Raw genomic sequence first — 16,441 nt, 5'->3', positions numbered from 1 at the left:
ATCTGTTCGGATTCGACGAGCGTCAGGTCGACGGTGTGGCCCATCGTCCGGGCGATCGCCGCGGCCATCATCCAGCCCGAGGTGCCGCCGCCCGCGATCACGACGCGACGAACTGACTTGGCTTCACTCATCTGCTCAACGTCCTCAACAAAAAGGCGCGCAGGCGCCCCGCGCTTTCGGGGGTCAGCGGGGCGAGGATGCTGCGCGCGGCCTCGGGAATATGGTCGGTTACGTCGCTGCCGGCGTCGAAGACATAATGATCGAACAGGTCACGCCAGATCGCGCGGTCCTCGGGCGGCAGGTCGCGGATGGCAAGGATCGCGTGGTTGAGCGCTTCCTGCGGCTGGCCGAGCCAGGCGGGCGTCCGGCGCCACCAGTAATTGACGAGAATGTTGAAATCCTCGAGCCCCTCGACATGGTGCCACCACATTGACGGGATGAAGATCGCGTCGCCGGGTTCGAGAAGCGCTGTCTGCGCGTGCGCCATCGCCTCGACGAAGCGCGGATGCGCGGCGAGGTCGGGCTGCTCGAAATCGACCATGCTGACGACGCGCCCCGCGGGCGTGTGGTCGACCGGCCCCAGATAGAGATTGCGGAACTGATCGGGCGGAAAGAGCGTGAAGCGCCGCCGCCCGACCGCGCAGCAGGCGATGTTATCAGGAAAGTCGTTGTGCGCGGCGATCCGCGTCCGCGTGCCGATCCAGATGCTCTTCAGCGGATCGCGGCTGCCGAGATCGATATTATTCGCCTCGTCGAGCGCGACGAAATGCGAGGGGATGTCGATCGAGGCGAGGTAGACGGTGCGGATGTCGCCCAGTTCCTCGCCCTTGTCTATGCCTGCAAAAATGTCGGCGAGCTTGCCCGTGCCGGTGCGGAAATTCATCGCCATGTCGGACGCGTAGAAGAGCCGTCCGTCGTGCCCCGGCGGGCCGATCGACACCATGAAGGCGCGGTCGCGCGCATGATCGAGCAGGTAGCGGCGGGCGTCGCGCGCCGACCTCTTCCCCGCCGCGACGAGCGGCCAGTCGGCGACGAGGCCGCGCACGACGAAAGGTTCGCGCGCGTCCTGAAGCAAGGCGTCGAGCCCCGCTTGCCCATCGCACGCGCGTTCTGACACGCGCGCGAGGCGGTCGTAGATCGGGGCGTCGTGGTCAGCCATCGCGCAGCCGGTTCTTGCGCGCGATCAGCGGCCTGAGCTGCGCCTGCGAGGCGATCGCCATGAAGATCGGCATCAGATGCCCCGCTGCGTGGAGCACGCCGAGCGCCGCCGCGTCGAGGCTGCGCAGACGCGCTTCGTCGATGATGTGGAAGCCGACGAGCGAATGGACCGACCCATCGTCGAGCGTCACCTCCAGCGTAAAGGGTTCGAGCAGTTCATGCTCGGCGAGCGCATCGAAAAAGGCCGCGCTCTCGCGATAGCCCTCGTCGAGGTCGCCGAGCTTGTCGGCGATCTCTTCGAGGAAGGGCGTCGACAGGCCGTTGGCATCGAACAACCGCACGCCTTCGCCGTCCGCCGCGATGCGCGGGTGCGCGAGGTCGACATGGACCTGCGCCGCCCCCTCGCCGCTCGCCGAGCGGCCGATCAGGAAGGGCTGGATCGCAAGCGACAACGGGCGATAACCGGCATCCCAGCGCGCGCCGTCGAGGAAGAGATTCTGGCCATTTTCGAAGCCGAAGAGCGCGACCGCGAAAAACCGCTCCTGGCCTGCCTCGCGGCGGAAAAGGATCGGGAAATGCCCCTGCACCCGCCGGAACTCGGTCGGCACGATCAGCGTCGCCATCACCCCGTCGCCGAGATCGGCCCCCGCGTCGATCCGCACGCGGAGGTCGCGGTGGGTGTTGCTGTCGAGAAGGGCGTGGCTCGTCATTCGTCTCTTTCTTCCTAATCGGCGGCCGCGAGGCTGCTGGTCCGCAGCGCATCCAGATAGGCGCGGTTCGTTGGCAGCGCGGCCGCAAGGGTGCGGGCACGCTGGCGCGCTTCGGCGAGCGCCGCGGCGGCGCGGTCGCTGGCGGGCCAGCCGGAGGGGGCGGGATGGCCCATGCCATAGAGAATATATTGGTGGCTTTCGGCCGAGAAAATCTCGTCGACCTGTGGGAAATCCCATGCCGAAGGCGGCTGGTCGCGCCAGAGCGCGATCATCTCGGCGAGCCGCGGCGGCACATGCGCCGCTTCGCGGTGCGCGCGCCAATAGGGCTCATCGCGGCGGCTGAGCAGATAATGGAGTTTCAAAAATTCGACGATGCGGTCCCAGCGATAGCGGAACAGCACGTTGAAGCGCTCGGCGTGGATCGCCATCGCCGCGCGGTCGGCCGGGAAATTGTCGGTGAGCGCGCGCAGCGACAGCTCGATGAGGACGATCGCCGACGCCTCGAGCGGCTCGATGAAGCCCGCCGCCAGCCCGACGGCAAGACAATTGCCCTGCCAGAAACGGGCGCGGTGCCCGGTCGGGAAGGAAAGTCGCCGCACCGGCACTTCGGGCGCGCCGGGGAGCTTCCGCGCGATATAGGCGCGCAAGATCGCCTCGGCCGCATCGTCATCGATGAAACGGCTCGCATAGACACAGCCGATCCCGCACCGCGTCGGGAGGCCGATATCCCATATCCAGCCCGCCTCATGCGCCGTCGCAACCGTCTGCGAGGCGATCGGACTACCCGCCGGCACCGGCACCTGTGCGGCGATCGCGCGGTCGTTGAAGAGCATGTCGCTGCGATCGATCCATTCGACCCCCAGCGCGCCGCCGATCAACAGTGCGGCATGGCCGGTGCAATCGATGAAGAGGTCGCCCTCGATCCTGCCGCGCTCGCGCAGGGTCAGCGCGGCGATGTGGCCGTTCTCCGCGTGCTCAACCCCGGTCACATGGTCCGCGAGATGCGTGATACCAAGACGCTGCACCGCATGCGACGAAAGCAGCGCGGCAAATTTCCCGGCGTCGAGATGGTAGGCGTAGTTCGCTGCGCCCTGATAATCGGGCATCGCGCGCTGGCGCGGCGCGAGGTCGAGGTCGCAGATCGCTGCCTGCGCGCTCATCGCGGCGGCATAGGGCGCGTTCGATGCCCCTGCGCGCCATGCCGCGAGCAGCTCGCCCGTCGCCACGCCCGGCTGCGTCGTGAAGGGATGGAGGTAGCGATCGCCCGCCGACCCGTCGACCCAGCCGTCGAAGCGCGATCCCTGCTTGAAAGAGCCGTCGCACGCGGCGAGGAACTCGGACTCCGCGATACCGATCGCGGCGAGCGTCGCGCGCATCGTCGGCCAGGTGCCCTCGCCGACGCCGATGATCGGAATGTCGGGCGCCTCGATCAGGGTGACCGACAGTGGCGCGGCCTGCGCACGGCGTGATACGGCGATCAGCGACGCGGCGAGCCAGCCGGCCGTACCGCCCCCCACGATGACCACCCTCTCGACTTTTTGCGTCATTGGGAACGTTCCTAAGCTACTCGTCGCTGTCCGTCACGCAAAAGAGCCGCACCCCGGAGAGGCACGGCTCTTTCGCGAGCGAGAGGAGTCCCGCGCCTAGAAGTTGTACCGGATACCCGCGGCGTAGCGGGCGTAGCCCGGCGACACGAAGGTCACGTTGTTCTTGTGCCGCAGATGCCCGCGCCGGCCCTCGCCCGTCAGGTTGATCACTTCGACGAAGCCGGTGAAGCCAGGTATGAACTCATAGCTCGCGCTGGCGTCGATCTGCCAATACTCCTCGGTATAGAAGGGGTTGGGCCCTGTCCCCGCGAGGAATTCGTCGCGCCAGTTCCAGGCAACGCGGGCCTGCAGCCCGTTCTTGTCGTAATAGGCGACGGCGTTGGCGCTGTCGCTGAGGCCAGTCAGCGCGAACTGCGGCACCGACGACGGTTGCGTATTGTCATAGGTCGCGTCGCCGTTGACGATCGTATAGTTCAGGATGACGCCGAAGCCCGTGTCCCAGAAGCTGTGCTGGAGTGCGAACTCCCAGCCGTTGAGCGCCGCGGTCTGGTCGCTGTTGATCGGCGTCGTGATCTCGAAATTGACCAGCGGATCGCCGGGCGCGCTGTTGATGACATTGCCCGACACCGTGGCGGGGAAGTTGGTGATAATATATTGCCGGATCTGCGCCACGGTCGCAGCCGCCCCGAGCGCCGCCACCGCCGCGTTCCAGCGTGGTCCGTTCACCGGCGTGGTCAGCCCGAAGGCCGAGCTGTCGATGCGGGTCGACGAGATGAAGTTCTTCACATCCTTGTGGAAATAGCCAACCGACAGATAGCTGGCGGGTGCATAATACCACTCGGCCGAAAGGTCGATATTCTTCGACTTGTAAGGGATCAGGCCCGGATTGCCCTGCGCGCCCGTGCCGCCGCCGACGCGGAACAGCGTGTCGAGCGTGCGTCCGCCCTGCATGCTGGCATAGTCGGCGCGGGTGATGGTGTGGCTGTACGATGCACGCAGCTTGACATCCGCGATCGGCGAGACATCGAGATCGAGCGCCGGCAGCCAGTTGTCGTACGACCCCTTGAAGCGCGTGAAATCGCTGTCGCCCGAAAGGACGAGGTTGAATTCATTATCGGCCACCCAACGAGTATCGACCGGAACCGGCACCAGCGCCTTCGACGAAATATCGGTCACTTCGTAGCGCAGACCGGCAACGAAATGCGCGGGGTTGTCGAAAAGGTCGAACTTGGTCGCGACCTGCAGATAGGGCGCCAGGGTCTTTTCGGTGATGCGACGGTCGGTGTTAAAGGTGGCGATGCAGGTGCCCGGAACGGCCTGCGAACCCGTCAGCGGATTGCTGCAGGTGCCGTACAGTCCCTCGATCAGGTCGACCATGCGCTCGAAATCGAACTTGTAGAAGCTCTGGATCATTCCATCCTGGGCAAGGCCCGGGAATTTGTCGGGAATCGTCTCGAGCGTGAAGATATCGTCGGGAATGTCCGAGGCCGGGCCGGCGCCGCCCCAGGTGTCGTTCTGGATCGTGCCGAATGCCGAGCGGATCTTGTTCTCGACATAGGACACGCCGAAATCGATGCTGTCGAGGAAGCCACCCTCATGATCATATTGGCCGCGCAGCTGCACCTGATTGATCTCGTCCTTGAAATAGGCGGCGCGGAAGGCATTGCCCGTCGGGGTGATCAGCGCGGGATTCAGCGGATCGATCCCCGGATGCATCTGATACGAGATCACCGGCAAATCATTTTCGAAATTGACCGTCTGGCTGCCGACGCCAAAGACCGCGTTGCCGACCGACATGCTCGATCCGAAACGGTTAATCGGCTTCACCTCCGCGGTCGAATGATGCGCGTCGAGCTCGACGGTCATGCCGTCATCGCCCTGCCAGTTCAGGTTGAACCCAAACGAGTTGTTCTCGGCCCGGTTCTCGATCAGCGCGCCGCTGTAGGACAGATCCTTGCCGATCGCGCACTGATTCGGGGGCGGCGGCGACGGCGCCATGCAGCCGGGACCGGGCGGGTTGAAGCGTTCGGTGTAGAAGATCGGACCGGCCACCGGACCGTCGGTCCAGGCGCTCGACGTGTCTTCGTGATTGAACCAGACGCCGACATTGCTGTTCCGCGTCTTCACGGTGTTGCGCGAATAGGTATAGTCGAGCGTCCCCGTCAGCCCTTCCACGGGGCGGAACTGGAGCACCGCCTGCCCATTGATCCGCTCGCGATTGATGTCGTTGAGATCGTAGGAGGCGTTCTGCGGCACCTGATAGACATCGGTCGCATCGGGACGGTTGGTGATGTTCGCGAAGCGCGGATCGCCGGGCTGCGCGAGCGAACCCCAATTATTCTCGCTGCCGAGATAGCCATCGCGCCAGCCGACATTGGCCACGTTGTTGCTCGACTTGCGCTCCTGATACGAACCGGTGATCAGGATGCCGATCGTGTCATCGGCGAAGGTCGTGCTGAAGATGCCCGAGATTTCGGGCGTGATCGGATCGCCCTCGTTGCGCGAACTGTCATAGACACCCTTCACCGAAATGCTGCCGCGCATTCCCGGCTTGTCGAGCGGGCGCGGGGTGAGAATGTTGATCGTCGCGCCGATGCCGCCCGATTCCATCGTCGCGCGGCCGCTCTTGTAGACCTCGACCGCCGAGACGCCCTCGGACGCAATGTTGGCAAAGTCGAACGAGCGCGACGAAGGCGCGCCGCCGCCGTCGCCGATGATCGCGGTCGGCATCTGTCGGCCGTTCAGAATCACCAGGTTGAATTCGGGGCCGAAGCCGCGGACCGTTACGGTCGAACCCTCGCCGTTCGAGCGGTCGATCGACACGCCGGTGATGCGCTGGAGCGATTCGGCAAGGTTCGTATCGGGGAATTTGCCGATGTCTTCGGCCGAGATCGCGTCGACGACGCCCTGCGCGTCGCGTTTGATATCGAGCGCTTCCTGCAAACTGGCACGGATACCGGTCACGATGATTTCATCGCCTTCGCCGCTATCCGCCGGGGCTTCCTGTGCCATAGCCGCTTGGGGCCCGCCCATCAGCGACAGCGCCGACGTGCCGACCAGAAATTTGGCGAGCCAATGCCTATGCGAAGCCTGCATCCCCTACCCTCCCAATTCAGCCGTTCTGACGACAGCATTTTCTATGTGAACGTTCACCTAAATGAAAACGTTCTCTCTGTCAATGCGTTCACGTCAATCGTTCAGGCACTGCGGGGTAAAGAACGTATCGCTGTGTCGGCGGAGAACTCGATTCGCCGAAAATTATCGATGTCGAGATAATAGATTGAGTTTCAATGATATTTTCTGATCACTGCCAAGCAATGAGATGCGTGCGCCCGCCAACGCCTTGCCTGCCCTCGAAATTGCGATTGGTGCTCGACGCGCAGCGCTCGCCCGGCGCGAGCGCGTCGTCGTTCATAGTCAGGCAAAGCGAGCAGCCCGACTGCCGCCACTCGAAACCGGCGTCGAGGAAAACCCGGTCCAGCCCTTCTTCCTCAGCTGCCCGGCGAACACTGCTGCTCCCCGGAGAAATCATCGCGCGAACGCCGGGCGCCACCTTGCGCCCCTTCAGTATTTGCGCCGCATCGCGAATGTCCGACAGGCGGGCATTGGTGCACGAGCCGATAAAGGCGCGGTCGATCGCAATGTCCTCAAGCGCCATGTGCGGCTCGAGGCCCATATAGGCGATTGCACGGGCCGCGTCCTCGCGGCGGCCGGCGGGCAATTCGGCGGGATCGAGAACCCGGTCGGTGATCGCGAGTGCTTGGTCGGGGCTGGTCCCCCAGCTCACCATGGGTGGAACATCGTCCGCTTCAAGGAATATCTCGGCGTCGAAACGCGCCGCAGGGGACCCCTAATCCCTCATCCGGCACCAGCCGAATCCTTGAGATTCGGAACGTAACTCACTGATGACAGGTAATAGCCTATGCTCTGGCCTGATCGTCCGGGATGCCGGACAATCCCGACACGCAGGCCTCAGTCGAGAAGCAGCAATAGCTGCCGTCCTTCCATTAGAGCGCCATTTCCACTGCGCGCCAGCCTTAGTCATAGAAGACGCAGACAGATGAGTTCCGCCCATCCGCATTGGTCGCCTGCTAGGGAGGCGTGGGCATCCGCGCGAGTTGTGAGAGGACGCTCAATTCCAGGCGGCGACCGTCTTTCATCGCCCAATCGATGAAGCTGGACCCCTCCATCACGCTCAGGAGCTGGTAGGCTCTCTGCGCCGTGTCGATGTCGGCCGATATCTCACCGGCCGCCGCTGCCTCGTCGAGGATTTTCGTCACCCAATTGAGTTGCAGGTCGAAGAACTCGTTGGTGAGCTTCTGCAAGCTCGCCGGCAGCGCGGCCATTTCAGCGGCGAGCGCACCGCAGAGCGGAAGCATCCCCAGGTCAGCGCCGACCCGAAATCCCTGGCGAAATCCTTCGAGGCGGTCGTCCAGCCGGTGTGACGCGGCCTCGATATGGGCGAAATTTTCTGCGACCTTGCGGATATAATCCCTGACGATTGCCGTGCCGAGATCTTCCTTGGTCGGGAAATGGTGATGGATGCTCGCCTTCCTGATGCCGACCGTTTCGGCGAGGTCGGCATAGCTGAAGGCGGCATAGCCCCTGGAGCGCAACAGGCGCTCGGCAGCGTCCATGATTGCATCGCGCGTGCTACCGGACATCCAATTTCATTCCCTATGGCGCTCAAGCCGCGCAAATCGCCCCGACACGCGGTGCCCCGGGCATTCGCGTGGGCTACCAACTACAAGGTACGGCAGTCAACGATCCAGAATGGCATGGAACCGGGGAGCGCGGCCGCTCCCCGGTCCGTCGTTCCTGTCTGCCCGCGGTTCTCAGAGTTCCCCGAAACCGCCGTCGACGACGAGTTCCGAACCAAGCATGTAGCTCGACGCGTCGCTGGCAAGGAACAGGACAGCAGCGGCGATCTCCTCGGGCCGGCCAAGGCGGCCGATCGGGATCAGGCGGGCGGCGCCCGCGAGATAGTCGCGGAACTGCTCTTCGGTCTGACCCGGATGCTCGGATTGGCCGACGCCACGAAGGATCGGAGTCTCGATCAGGCCAGGGCTGATCGCGTTGACGCGGATGCGGCGGCTCAGCAATTCGGCCGAGAAGGTGCGTGCGAAGGAGCGGACCGCGGCCTTGGACGCCGAAAGCGCAGCGCGCCCCGGCACGCCAACCTGGTTGAGCCAGGCCGTGTTCAGGATGATCGAGCCGCCTTCGCGCATGATCGGCTCGATCGCCTGGACCGAGAAGAACACGGACTTGACGTTGGTATCCATCAGGCGATCGAACTGATCCTCGGTGGTAGTCGCCAGCGGCGTGACATAAGCGATGCCGGCATTGGCGAAGAAGATGTCGAGGCCGCCAAACGCCTCATTCACGTCGGCCGCGAGCTTCCTGAGGTCGTCGCGCGAGAGCACGTCGGCCCTGAAGGTCAGGACGTCGTCGCCAATGTCGCGGCGGGCGCGTTCGAGACCATCTTCATTGCGGCCGGCGATGGCCACGCGCGCACCGTTTTTGTGCAGGATCTTCGCCGTCGCGAGACCGATCCCCGAAGTACCGCCCGTGACGAGCGCAGTCTTTCCATTCAGCATTATAGTGGTCCTTCCTTAGTGTTCAGGAATTCCTGAAGTTATCTACGGCATCGAGCGCGCGGCTGCTGTAAATCAGGGCGGCGCCGGCATTGAGGTTGATGGCGACGCCGAGCGCTTCGGCGATCTCCTCATCGGAAGCGCCGAGTTTTACCGCTTCGGCGGAGTGAAAGGCGATGCAGCCGTCGCAGCGCGTCGTGACCGCAACCGCGAGCGCGATCAGCTCGCGGACCTTGGCATCGAGATGATTTGTCGCAGCGCCGGCGCTGCCAAGGAGCGCCGCCCCGCGGAGCGTATCGGGCGTGCGCGAACCCAGTTGCTTGAGGCGTCCATTGACGTCGCGGATTGTCTGCTTCCAGTCGATCATGTTGGTCATGCTGAAATTCCTCAATTGTCGTGGTCCCTATCCGGGCGGCAACGAACTGACTCGATATCTACCTACTAGTAGGATGGTTGTCAATGTTGCTCTTTGCTACGCGTCCTCATCGGGCCGAACCACGGGCTACTCAGTGTGAATGCAGTTTCGCCCCTGCGGGGATGATGAAGTTCAACGTCGCCTCCTGACCCGCTATGGCGTTGTGATTGGCGTCGACGAGACTGATCTTCACCTTGTGCGGGCCCGGCGGGAATCCGGCTATGTCGACGGTGTTGTTGTCGCTTGCATCCGCCCACCACCAGGGCAGATCGTCGACAATGACGTGAAGATGCCCGATCCGCGGCGACACCTGGGCGGCGCTCTCCCCGAACACGGGGACGATGCGCATATTCTCCACACGGTACTGGGCCCAGAAGACGCCGATCTTCAGCCCCTCGGGAAGCGGAGGATCGACGATGAGCTTCGGCGGAGGTTCGTTCTCGACCGCGACATAGGGGGAAGGGCCGCGGATATCCTTCGCGCTCTGGGCGAAGGCGACGGTAGTGAGCAGGCTGCCAATGGCAATTGCAGTAAGCGGTTTGCCGAACTTCATCGCAATTTCCTTTCTCGGCTGTGTTCGCTGCGGCGATCTCACCGCAGCGGCTTGAAAGCGGCCCGGATTTCGCGGGCAAAGATCATCGGCTCTTCCCAGGCGGGGAAATGGCCGCCCCTTTCGGCGTCGTTGAAGTACACCAGGCTGGGAAAGGCGCGGCGCGCCCAGGTCTCCGGCGCGCGAAACAGGTCGTCGTCGGGGAAGGTCGTGATCGCCACCGGGATCTTGATCTCATTGGTCTTCTGCGCGGCCGCGCTGATCAGGTTCTGGTTGCGGTTTTCCCAGTAGAGCCGCGCCCCCGACGAAGCCGTGTTGGTCAGCCAGTGCAGCGAGAAATTGTCGAGCACCTCGTCGGGCGTCGGCCGCTGCGCCGGGTCCGCGCCATAGGTCCATTTGCCGAACCCGCCATGGACGAGCATCCAGCCCGCAAGGCCCGCCGGGGAGTCGGTCAGCCCGTAGCCAACGGCCTGCGGCCTTGCGCTCATCATCGTCAGGTAACCCCAGCCGCCAGTCTTGATGAACGACTGCATTGCGTTGAATTCGGTATGCTCCTTTTCGGACAGCCCGGCTGGCGCGGGCCCGCCGGTCGAGATCGCCTCGGCGGCGTCGGACGGAAACACCGCGGGCAGATTGGTATGGATGCCAAGCAATCCCGCCGGCGCCTGCCGCGCCATCGCCTCGACGACGCCCGCGCCCCAATCGCCGCCCTGCGCGACGTAGCGCGTATAGCCGAGCCGCTTCATCAGCACGTCCCAGGCACGGCCGATGCGCTCGACGTCCCATCCGGTCTCGGTGGGGCGCGACGAAAAGCCGTAGCCCGGCAGCGACGGGATCACGACGTCGAAGGCATCTTCCGCCCTGCCGCCATTCGCGGTCGGATTGGTCAGCGGTTCGATGATCTTGATCTGCTCGAACACTGAGCCCGGCCAGCCATGCGTGACGATCAGCGGCATGGCATTGGGATGCTTGGAACGCACGTGGATGAAGTGAATCTCCACCCCGTCGATCATGGTCTTGAACTGCGGAAAGGCGTTGAGCTTTGCTTCTGCCTTGCGCCAGTCGTAATCGGTCGCCCAGTGGCGAACCAGTTTCTGCAGATCGGCAAGGTGTGCGCCTTGCGACTTGTCCATGACGGTTTCGGCGTCGGGCCAGCGGGTCGCCGCCAGGCGCCGGCGCATATCGGCGATTTCCTGATCGGGAACATGGACCCTGTAAGGCCGGATGGCCTCATCCGACGCCTCTGCCGCTGAAGCGGGCGTTGCCAAGACCACCGCAAGGGCGGGCGCGACGATCGAGCCGGAAATGGCCAGGCCGAGACTGTAACAGATACTGTTCAAGTCGAAGTTCGAGAGCATCACTTCTCCTCCTCGCCGGTCGGCGAGTTGCTTGCATTGGCGAGCGCTCAGGCTCGCTTTTCACGATTGGGCTTGTCGGCGATCAGGCTGCGCTAGGGCGCAGCGGCGCGATCCGGTGGGTGATCAAGTTCAGCCATCAATTGCTCCATTCAAAGCATGGCCGCTCCCGTGCGTTCGATCTGACCGCAAATTCGTTCGCGCAACAATGTCGAATTTTCGAAAGGGTGCCTTTTGGCAAACGTGGCTACTCATGGTCGGCCTGGATGCTATTTCTTGTCTTGCCGCGGTTTCGCGGTCGCCTGCAGAGGCAGCCCCCTGCCCCGCTCCCCCGCTGACCTCGCCGGCGGGCGAGGACGGTCTTCGCGCCCTCCGTCCTCGCCCACGCGGCCTAGGCGCAAACCACCAAAACAGTTATTTTCGGACCGTCATTTGACAGGTGCGACATGGATCGTCTCGACGCGATGCAAGTGTTGCTGGCGGTGGTTGACGCCGGCAGCCTTTCGGCAGGCGGGCGAAAGCTGAACGTCTCGCTGCCCAGCGTCAGCCGCAAACTGTCGGAACTCGAGGACCGTCTTGGCTCGCGGCTGCTGCTCCGCACTACCCGCAACATCCAGCTGACCGACGCGGGCCGCGATTATGTCGACACAATTCGTCCGATCGTCGCCCAGCTGGATGAGGCAGAACGGCGCGCCTCCGGCGAATATGACGAGCCTCGCGGTGAGTTGAACATTACCGTGCCAGGCGCCGCCTCTCGTCTAATGGCCGTGCCTCTCATCTTCGAGTTCCTCGACGAGCATCCCGAAATATCCCTCAACCTAATCTCGGAAGAGCGGGTTATCGATCTCGTAGAGGAGCGCGTTGATGTCGGCATCCGTCTCGGCGATCTGGCCGACAGCTCGCTTTACTCGGTGAGAATTGGTGACGTGATCGTGTCGACGGTGGCCAGCCCGGACTATCTTGAACGCAGGGGGCGCCCGACCCATCCCGCGCAACTTCCCGATCATGACGGGATCCTGTTCGGTGCGCTCAAACCCGCCGGTTGGACCTATTCGGTGGACGGGGAGCCGTTTGAGAGTTGGCCCCGTTGCCGCGTGCGGGCAAATCGGGCGACCGTTTGCATTGAGGCCGCCGTCAGGGGCTTTGGGTTGACCAGGGTGGGCCGAAGCGGCGTGGAAAAGGAACTAAGATCCGGCGCATTGACCACGGTTCTTGACGAATATGAATGTCAGTCGATCCCCATGCATCTCATTTATGTGAAACAGGGCTTGCTCCCGCTCAAGGTTCGCGCCTTCCTGGACTGGATGACGCCGCGGCTGAGGCAGAAATTGACGGACCTCAACGCCATCCGTCCCGCCCCTTAGCGACCTCGTTTCGCTTAGAACGAGGACGGTCTTCGCCCCCCTCCGTCCTCGCCCATCCGGCCTAGGCGCACCCCCAAAAAACAGTTATTTTCGGACCGCCATTTGACAGGTGCGACATGGATCGTCTCGACGCCATGCAAGTGTTGCTGGCGGTGGTCGACGCCGGCAGCCTTTCGGCTGGAGGTCGAAAGCTGAATGTCTCGCTGCCCAGCGTCAGTCGCAAACTGGGTGAACTCGAGGACCGTCTCGGATCGCGGCTGCTGATCCGCACCACCCGCAACATCCAGCTGACCGACGCGGGCCGCGATTATGTCGACACAATTCGGCCGATCGTCGCCCAGCTGGACGAGGCCGAACGCCGTGCATCCGGCGAGTATGACGAGCCTCGCGGTGAGCTTAATATTACCGTGCCAGGCGGGGCCTCACGCGGCCTGGCCGTGCCGCTCGCACTCGAGTTCCTGGACGAGCACCCCAATATATCCCTAAACATAATCTCGGAGGAACGGGTCGTGGACCTCATCGAGGAGCGCGTCGATGTCGGGATCCGTCTGGGCGGCCTGGGCGACAGCTCACTGTACGTCGTCAAAGTCGGTGAAGTAATCGTGTCGACGGTGGCCAGTCCGGACTACCTGAAACGCAAGGGCCGGCCCTCACATCCCGAGGATCTCCGCGAGCATGATGGAATCTTGTTCAACTCGCTCGGTCCTGCCAGTTGGACCTATTTGGTGGAAGGGGAGCCGTTTGAAAGTTGGCCGCAGTTCCGGGTGAGGGCAAACAGGGCAAGCGTTTTGATCGAAGCTGCAGTAAGAGGCATTGGACTGACCAGGATGGCACGGAGCGGTGTGGAAAAGGAACTGCGATCCGGGGCATTGACCACCGTCCTCGACGAATATGAACGCACATCGCTCCCCGTCCATCTCATCTATGTGAAGCAGGGCTTGATGCCGCTCAAGGTGCGGGCCTTCCTGGACTGGATGACACCGCGGCTGAGGGAGAAGTTGATGGACCTCAACACCATTCGCCCCGACGCCTAGCGATCTGGTTTCGCCCACGACGGTGGCGAGGCCACTCGCCCCTATTTTTGAAAGGCAGTCTTTCGAATTCACTTGATGGTGGGCCACACGCGGGCGCGATAAGTAGCAATTGGGCGCTGATCGAACGACTCCTGAAAGGAGTTTGCGATGACCCGGAAGCAATCCACCCGGATACTCGCCGAAATGATGTCATTTGCGAGCTTTGCTCCAGCGGAGCAGCGATACATTCGCCGGTCGCTGGACGTTGCCTTTGACCGCAGGGACGCGCCTGCCCACTGGGCGCGCGACCCGGCCGAGGCGGCGGGCATCATGGCTCAGGCGCGCCGCTACAAAACGCTCAAGATAATCCGCGCGTGCCTGCTGGACGAGGACGAGGCGCTTGAGCCTTTTCTGGGATCTCTTGTCTCGGTGTCCGCTGCCGACCTCAGTGAAGGCAAGATCGGCAGCTTTGATGCCTATCGTTTCCTGTATGAGCGGCTGATCGGGCCGGAAGTGCGGCCCTGGCTGGTCAGTGCGTTCTGCGCTGCCGCGTCGCTGCCCGGTATTCATCCGGCTCAGCGAAAGGAACTGTTGCAATCGGTCTCGATCGAACAGGTCATGGCGGCCGGATGGTCAATTCGCCCCCCGGTCTTCTATCCGGAGTGGGTCGAGAAGGTGCCGGAGGCGGTCAACTGAGGCCAGACCGTTCCAGCACCTGACGAGTGCCGCGAATATGATTACTTGGCCAGCGTCAGCAGCGGCTTGCCCTTCTCGACGATATGGGTGGCCAGTTCGATGCCGGTTTCGTTTCCGACGTTCTTGGCCGAGTGGACCACGCCATATGGGATAAACAGGACGTCGCCGGCCTTGAACGTCTTCGGTTCCTGTCCATCGAGCTGGTAAACCCAGGTGCCCTTCAGCACATAGATGAGCTCTTCGCCGGGATGGCTGTGGCGGGGAAATGCCGCTCCGGGCGCGAGACTGACCTCGGACTGGAACACCTCACGACCGGGGATGCTGAGATCACGCTGCTGGAGATTTTTGCGCGAGACCGATGGGTCCGCCGGGTCTCCGGGCGCACCCGTTTGCGCACTGACCTGGGCGCCGGCGATAAGGATCGGCACGGCAATGCCACGCAATATGGATCGCGGTAAGGCCCCATGGTTCACTTGGTCGATTTTCTGCATGTTGGCCTCACCATTTGCGCTTGCTCCGAGAAGGCGACAATCGGCCGTCGAATAATCTGGTGCGCTAGCGACAGGCGGCCGCGGGCAATCTGCTCCCCCGTCTTCGATTCGGTCAACGGGCGAGGCAGCGAATTGCCCATGCCCCACGTGCTGCTATGGACTATGCTGCTGGCCAGGCTTCGTGAAGTCCGGCTAGTACGCCAGGCTCAGTCCTTCTTGAACTCGAATAGCTCGATGACATTGTCCGATGGATCCTCGAGCAGGATGGCGCGGCCGGCGCCGCCGTCGCTGATATCGCCGCGGAACCGTGCCCCGGCCCGGCGCAACCGCTCAATCAAAACATCGAGCTCGTTCGTAACGATCATAAAGCGGTTCCACCCGCCCGGCTTCGGATTGCCGCCCGCCTGACCGCCGCTTCCGGCACCTGGGGCGCTGAGATACAGCGTCATTTCGTCGCGCAGCAGCGCGGCGAACTTGCTCGGATTGTGCTTGTCGACCTTGAAATCGAGATTATCTCGATAGAATGCGACCGCCTCGTCGACATCGGCAACGATATATCGGACCGATACCATTCAAGCTTCTCCGTTGTCTGGTAGCGACGACCTTGTAGCTCGCGCACATGTGTGCTTCCAAAGACAGACGAGCAGCCTTCTATCGCACTATGGCCGTGTGGGAGAGTCCTGAATGTAGGACTGCTTTCAGGTGATGGGCAAGATACGCTGGATGACTGGAATGAGGGCGGTTTCCGAATTTGGGCGGAGCCCGATACAAATTGGAGAGGTGCTGATGCGGGACATATATGAAATTGTCATCGTGAACGATGCCGATAAACGGATCTTCTGGTGAAGGCATGGCTGACACGCGCAGCTAGCGCACTCGCCGTAGCTACCTTTCTCCTTGCCCGTCCCGTGCCGGGCTTCGGACAGGAGGCGTCATCAAGCACTGCGGAGTCGCGCGACGGGAGCCATGATTTCGACTGGGAAATCGGAAGCTGGACGACGCAATTGCGATATCTGCCGGAACCGCTGACAGGATCGACCCGATGGGTCGAATATCGGGGCACAAGTGAGGTTCGGGCGGTTTTGGGCGGCCGCGCCAATCTCGTCGAGCTTTCGGCAGAAGGCGCCTCCGGAAAGATCGAGGGCATGTCGCTCCGGCTCTACAATCCAAAAGCGCGGCAATGGACACTCAACTTCGCCAACATCCGTAGTGGCCTCCTGACGCCACCGGTTACCGGCGCGTTCGACGAGAAGGGCCGGGGAACTTTCTATGGAATGGACACCGTCAATGACCGCACGGTCCTTGTCCGTTTCGTGATCTCGGACGTCACGCCAAACTCCGCACGCTTCGAACAGGCGTTCTCGGCCGATGGCGGGACAACCTGGGAAACGAACTGGATCGCAGTCGATCGCAGGCGCTGACTGCATAGGCGGCTGGCGGCTTTCCACCTCAACCACGTGCAAGCAGCAGCCTGAACCTTGGGCAGCTTTCAGGAGCGTCTATCCCCCTTTCGAGTCTATTCCCCTTCCGAACGGCGAGATCGGGGCG

General features: G+C 62.9%; 16 protein-coding genes and 1 pseudogene. 4 read left to right on the top strand and 13 right to left on the bottom strand.

All coding sequences use genetic code 11. The annotated features are described in order from the left end of the window. The 11 genes and pseudogenes from AC3WJD_RS17360 to AC3WJD_RS17310 all read right to left on the bottom strand — a co-directional run. Window positions 1–131: tryptophan 7-halogenase (locus AC3WJD_RS17360; protein WP_492747976.1), on the bottom strand; the 131-nt coding region annotated here is incomplete at its 3' end. Continuing rightward, complete coding sequence (locus AC3WJD_RS17355) at window positions 128–1,159, bottom strand: cupin-like domain-containing protein (RefSeq protein ID WP_492747974.1); 1,032 nt, start codon at window positions 1,157–1,159, stop codon at window positions 128–130. The genes AC3WJD_RS17355 and AC3WJD_RS17360, both read right to left, overlap by 4 nt. Continuing rightward, window positions 1,152–1,868, bottom strand: a complete 717-nt coding sequence (locus AC3WJD_RS17350) for a SapC family protein (protein WP_492747973.1) — start codon at window positions 1,866–1,868, stop codon at window positions 1,152–1,154. Before AC3WJD_RS17350 ends, AC3WJD_RS17355 begins: the two co-directional genes overlap by 8 nt. Before the next feature lie 14 nt (window positions 1,869–1,882). Next, on the bottom strand, window positions 1,883–3,415 hold the full coding sequence (locus AC3WJD_RS17345; protein WP_492747972.1) for a tryptophan halogenase family protein: 1,533 nt from the start codon (window positions 3,413–3,415) through the stop codon (window positions 1,883–1,885). 96 nt (window positions 3,416–3,511) lie between these two features. After that, a complete protein-coding gene (locus AC3WJD_RS17340; protein ID WP_492747971.1) occupies window positions 3,512–6,511 on the bottom strand; it encodes a TonB-dependent receptor in 3,000 nt (999 codons plus the stop codon). A gap of 208 nt (window positions 6,512–6,719) precedes the next feature. Further along, window positions 6,720–7,247: pseudogene (locus AC3WJD_RS17335) on the bottom strand (aconitase family protein); the annotation flags it as partial. 259 nt (window positions 7,248–7,506) lie between these two features. After that, window positions 7,507–8,052 carry a TetR/AcrR family transcriptional regulator gene (locus tag AC3WJD_RS17330; protein ID WP_492747970.1) on the bottom strand — a complete coding sequence of 182 codons (546 nt, stop codon included), beginning with the start codon at window positions 8,050–8,052 and terminating at the stop codon, window positions 7,507–7,509. A gap of 198 nt (window positions 8,053–8,250) precedes the next feature. After that, window positions 8,251–9,012 (bottom strand): SDR family oxidoreductase, encoded by a 762-nt coding sequence (locus AC3WJD_RS17325; protein WP_492747969.1) that lies wholly within the window; start codon window positions 9,010–9,012, stop codon window positions 8,251–8,253. Between the two features lie 22 nt (window positions 9,013–9,034). Then, a complete protein-coding gene (locus tag AC3WJD_RS17320; RefSeq protein ID WP_492747967.1) occupies window positions 9,035–9,376 on the bottom strand; it encodes a carboxymuconolactone decarboxylase family protein in 342 nt (113 codons plus the stop codon). 139 nt (window positions 9,377–9,515) lie between these two features. Beyond that, a complete protein-coding gene (locus AC3WJD_RS17315) occupies window positions 9,516–9,977 on the bottom strand; it encodes a DUF6130 family protein (RefSeq protein ID WP_492747966.1) in 462 nt (153 codons plus the stop codon). Between the two features lie 38 nt (window positions 9,978–10,015). After that, window positions 10,016–11,332: an epoxide hydrolase family protein gene (locus AC3WJD_RS17310; protein ID WP_492747965.1), complete on the bottom strand. Its 1,317-nt coding sequence runs from the start codon at window positions 11,330–11,332 to the stop codon at window positions 10,016–10,018. Between the two features lie 443 nt (window positions 11,333–11,775). Between AC3WJD_RS17310 and AC3WJD_RS17305 the strand changes: the two genes are divergently transcribed. The 3 genes from AC3WJD_RS17305 to AC3WJD_RS17295 all read left to right on the top strand — a co-directional run bounded on the left by AC3WJD_RS17305 (window position 11,776) and on the right by AC3WJD_RS17295 (window position 14,402). Beyond that, window positions 11,776–12,693 carry a LysR family transcriptional regulator gene (locus AC3WJD_RS17305; RefSeq protein WP_492747964.1) on the top strand — a complete coding sequence of 306 codons (918 nt, stop codon included), beginning with the start codon at window positions 11,776–11,778 and terminating at the stop codon, window positions 12,691–12,693. A gap of 116 nt (window positions 12,694–12,809) precedes the next feature. Continuing rightward, complete coding sequence (locus tag AC3WJD_RS17300) at window positions 12,810–13,727, top strand: LysR family transcriptional regulator (protein WP_492747963.1); 918 nt, start codon at window positions 12,810–12,812, stop codon at window positions 13,725–13,727. A 147-nt stretch (window positions 13,728–13,874) separates the two neighbouring features. Beyond that, window positions 13,875–14,402 carry a hypothetical protein gene (locus tag AC3WJD_RS17295; protein WP_492747962.1) on the top strand — a complete coding sequence of 176 codons (528 nt, stop codon included), beginning with the start codon at window positions 13,875–13,877 and terminating at the stop codon, window positions 14,400–14,402. Window positions 14,403–14,443: 41 nt separating this feature from the next. Here AC3WJD_RS17295 and AC3WJD_RS17290 read toward each other — a convergent pair whose 3' ends face one another. Next, the gene (locus tag AC3WJD_RS17290; RefSeq protein ID WP_492747961.1) at window positions 14,444–14,893 is read right to left on the bottom strand and encodes a cupin domain-containing protein; all 450 of its coding nucleotides are present in this window, start codon (window positions 14,891–14,893) and stop codon (window positions 14,444–14,446) included. 206 nt (window positions 14,894–15,099) lie between these two features. After that, window positions 15,100–15,465 (bottom strand): VOC family protein, encoded by a 366-nt coding sequence (locus AC3WJD_RS17285; RefSeq protein WP_492747960.1) that lies wholly within the window; start codon window positions 15,463–15,465, stop codon window positions 15,100–15,102. 270 nt (window positions 15,466–15,735) lie between these two features. On the opposite strand from AC3WJD_RS17285, the gene AC3WJD_RS17280 reads away from it, so the two are divergent. Continuing rightward, window positions 15,736–16,314 (top strand): hypothetical protein, encoded by a 579-nt coding sequence (locus AC3WJD_RS17280; RefSeq protein ID WP_492747959.1) that lies wholly within the window; start codon window positions 15,736–15,738, stop codon window positions 16,312–16,314. Window positions 16,315–16,441 lie beyond the last annotated feature (127 nt).

This window comes from Sphingobium sp. FW306-1B-F04DB, assembly GCF_058781925.1.
Note: the sequence above shows the minus strand (reverse complement) of the source record. Positions and strands in the feature narration are given on the sequence as shown.

What these genes read in the sequence shown, in the direction of transcription:
- AC3WJD_RS17295 (WP_492747962.1), top strand. Translation starts at nt 13,875, where the DNA reads ATGACCCGGAAGCAATCCACCCGGATACTCGCCGAAATGATGTCATTT.
- AC3WJD_RS17315 (WP_492747966.1), bottom strand. Translation starts at nt 9,977, where the DNA reads ATGAAGTTCGGCAAACCGCTTACTGCAATTGCCATTGGCAGCCTGCTC.
- AC3WJD_RS17340 (WP_492747971.1), bottom strand. Translation starts at nt 6,511, where the DNA reads ATGCAGGCTTCGCATAGGCATTGGCTCGCCAAATTTCTGGTCGGCACG.
- AC3WJD_RS17320 (WP_492747967.1), bottom strand. Translation starts at nt 9,376, where the DNA reads ATGATCGACTGGAAGCAGACAATCCGCGACGTCAATGGACGCCTCAAG.
- AC3WJD_RS17305 (WP_492747964.1), top strand. Translation starts at nt 11,776, where the DNA reads ATGGATCGTCTCGACGCGATGCAAGTGTTGCTGGCGGTGGTTGACGCC.
- AC3WJD_RS17345 (WP_492747972.1), bottom strand. Translation starts at nt 3,415, where the DNA reads ATGACGCAAAAAGTCGAGAGGGTGGTCATCGTGGGGGGCGGTACGGCC.
- AC3WJD_RS17310 (WP_492747965.1), bottom strand. Translation starts at nt 11,332, where the DNA reads ATGCTCTCGAACTTCGACTTGAACAGTATCTGTTACAGTCTCGGCCTG.
- AC3WJD_RS17325 (WP_492747969.1), bottom strand. Translation starts at nt 9,012, where the DNA reads ATGCTGAATGGAAAGACTGCGCTCGTCACGGGCGGTACTTCGGGGATC.
- AC3WJD_RS17330 (WP_492747970.1), bottom strand. Translation starts at nt 8,052, where the DNA reads ATGGACGCTGCCGAGCGCCTGTTGCGCTCCAGGGGCTATGCCGCCTTC.
- AC3WJD_RS17300 (WP_492747963.1), top strand. Translation starts at nt 12,810, where the DNA reads ATGGATCGTCTCGACGCCATGCAAGTGTTGCTGGCGGTGGTCGACGCC.
- AC3WJD_RS17285 (WP_492747960.1), bottom strand. Translation starts at nt 15,465, where the DNA reads ATGGTATCGGTCCGATATATCGTTGCCGATGTCGACGAGGCGGTCGCA.
- AC3WJD_RS17350 (WP_492747973.1), bottom strand. Translation starts at nt 1,868, where the DNA reads ATGACGAGCCACGCCCTTCTCGACAGCAACACCCACCGCGACCTCCGC.
- AC3WJD_RS17355 (WP_492747974.1), bottom strand. Translation starts at nt 1,159, where the DNA reads ATGGCTGACCACGACGCCCCGATCTACGACCGCCTCGCGCGCGTGTCA.
- AC3WJD_RS17290 (WP_492747961.1), bottom strand. Translation starts at nt 14,893, where the DNA reads ATGCAGAAAATCGACCAAGTGAACCATGGGGCCTTACCGCGATCCATA.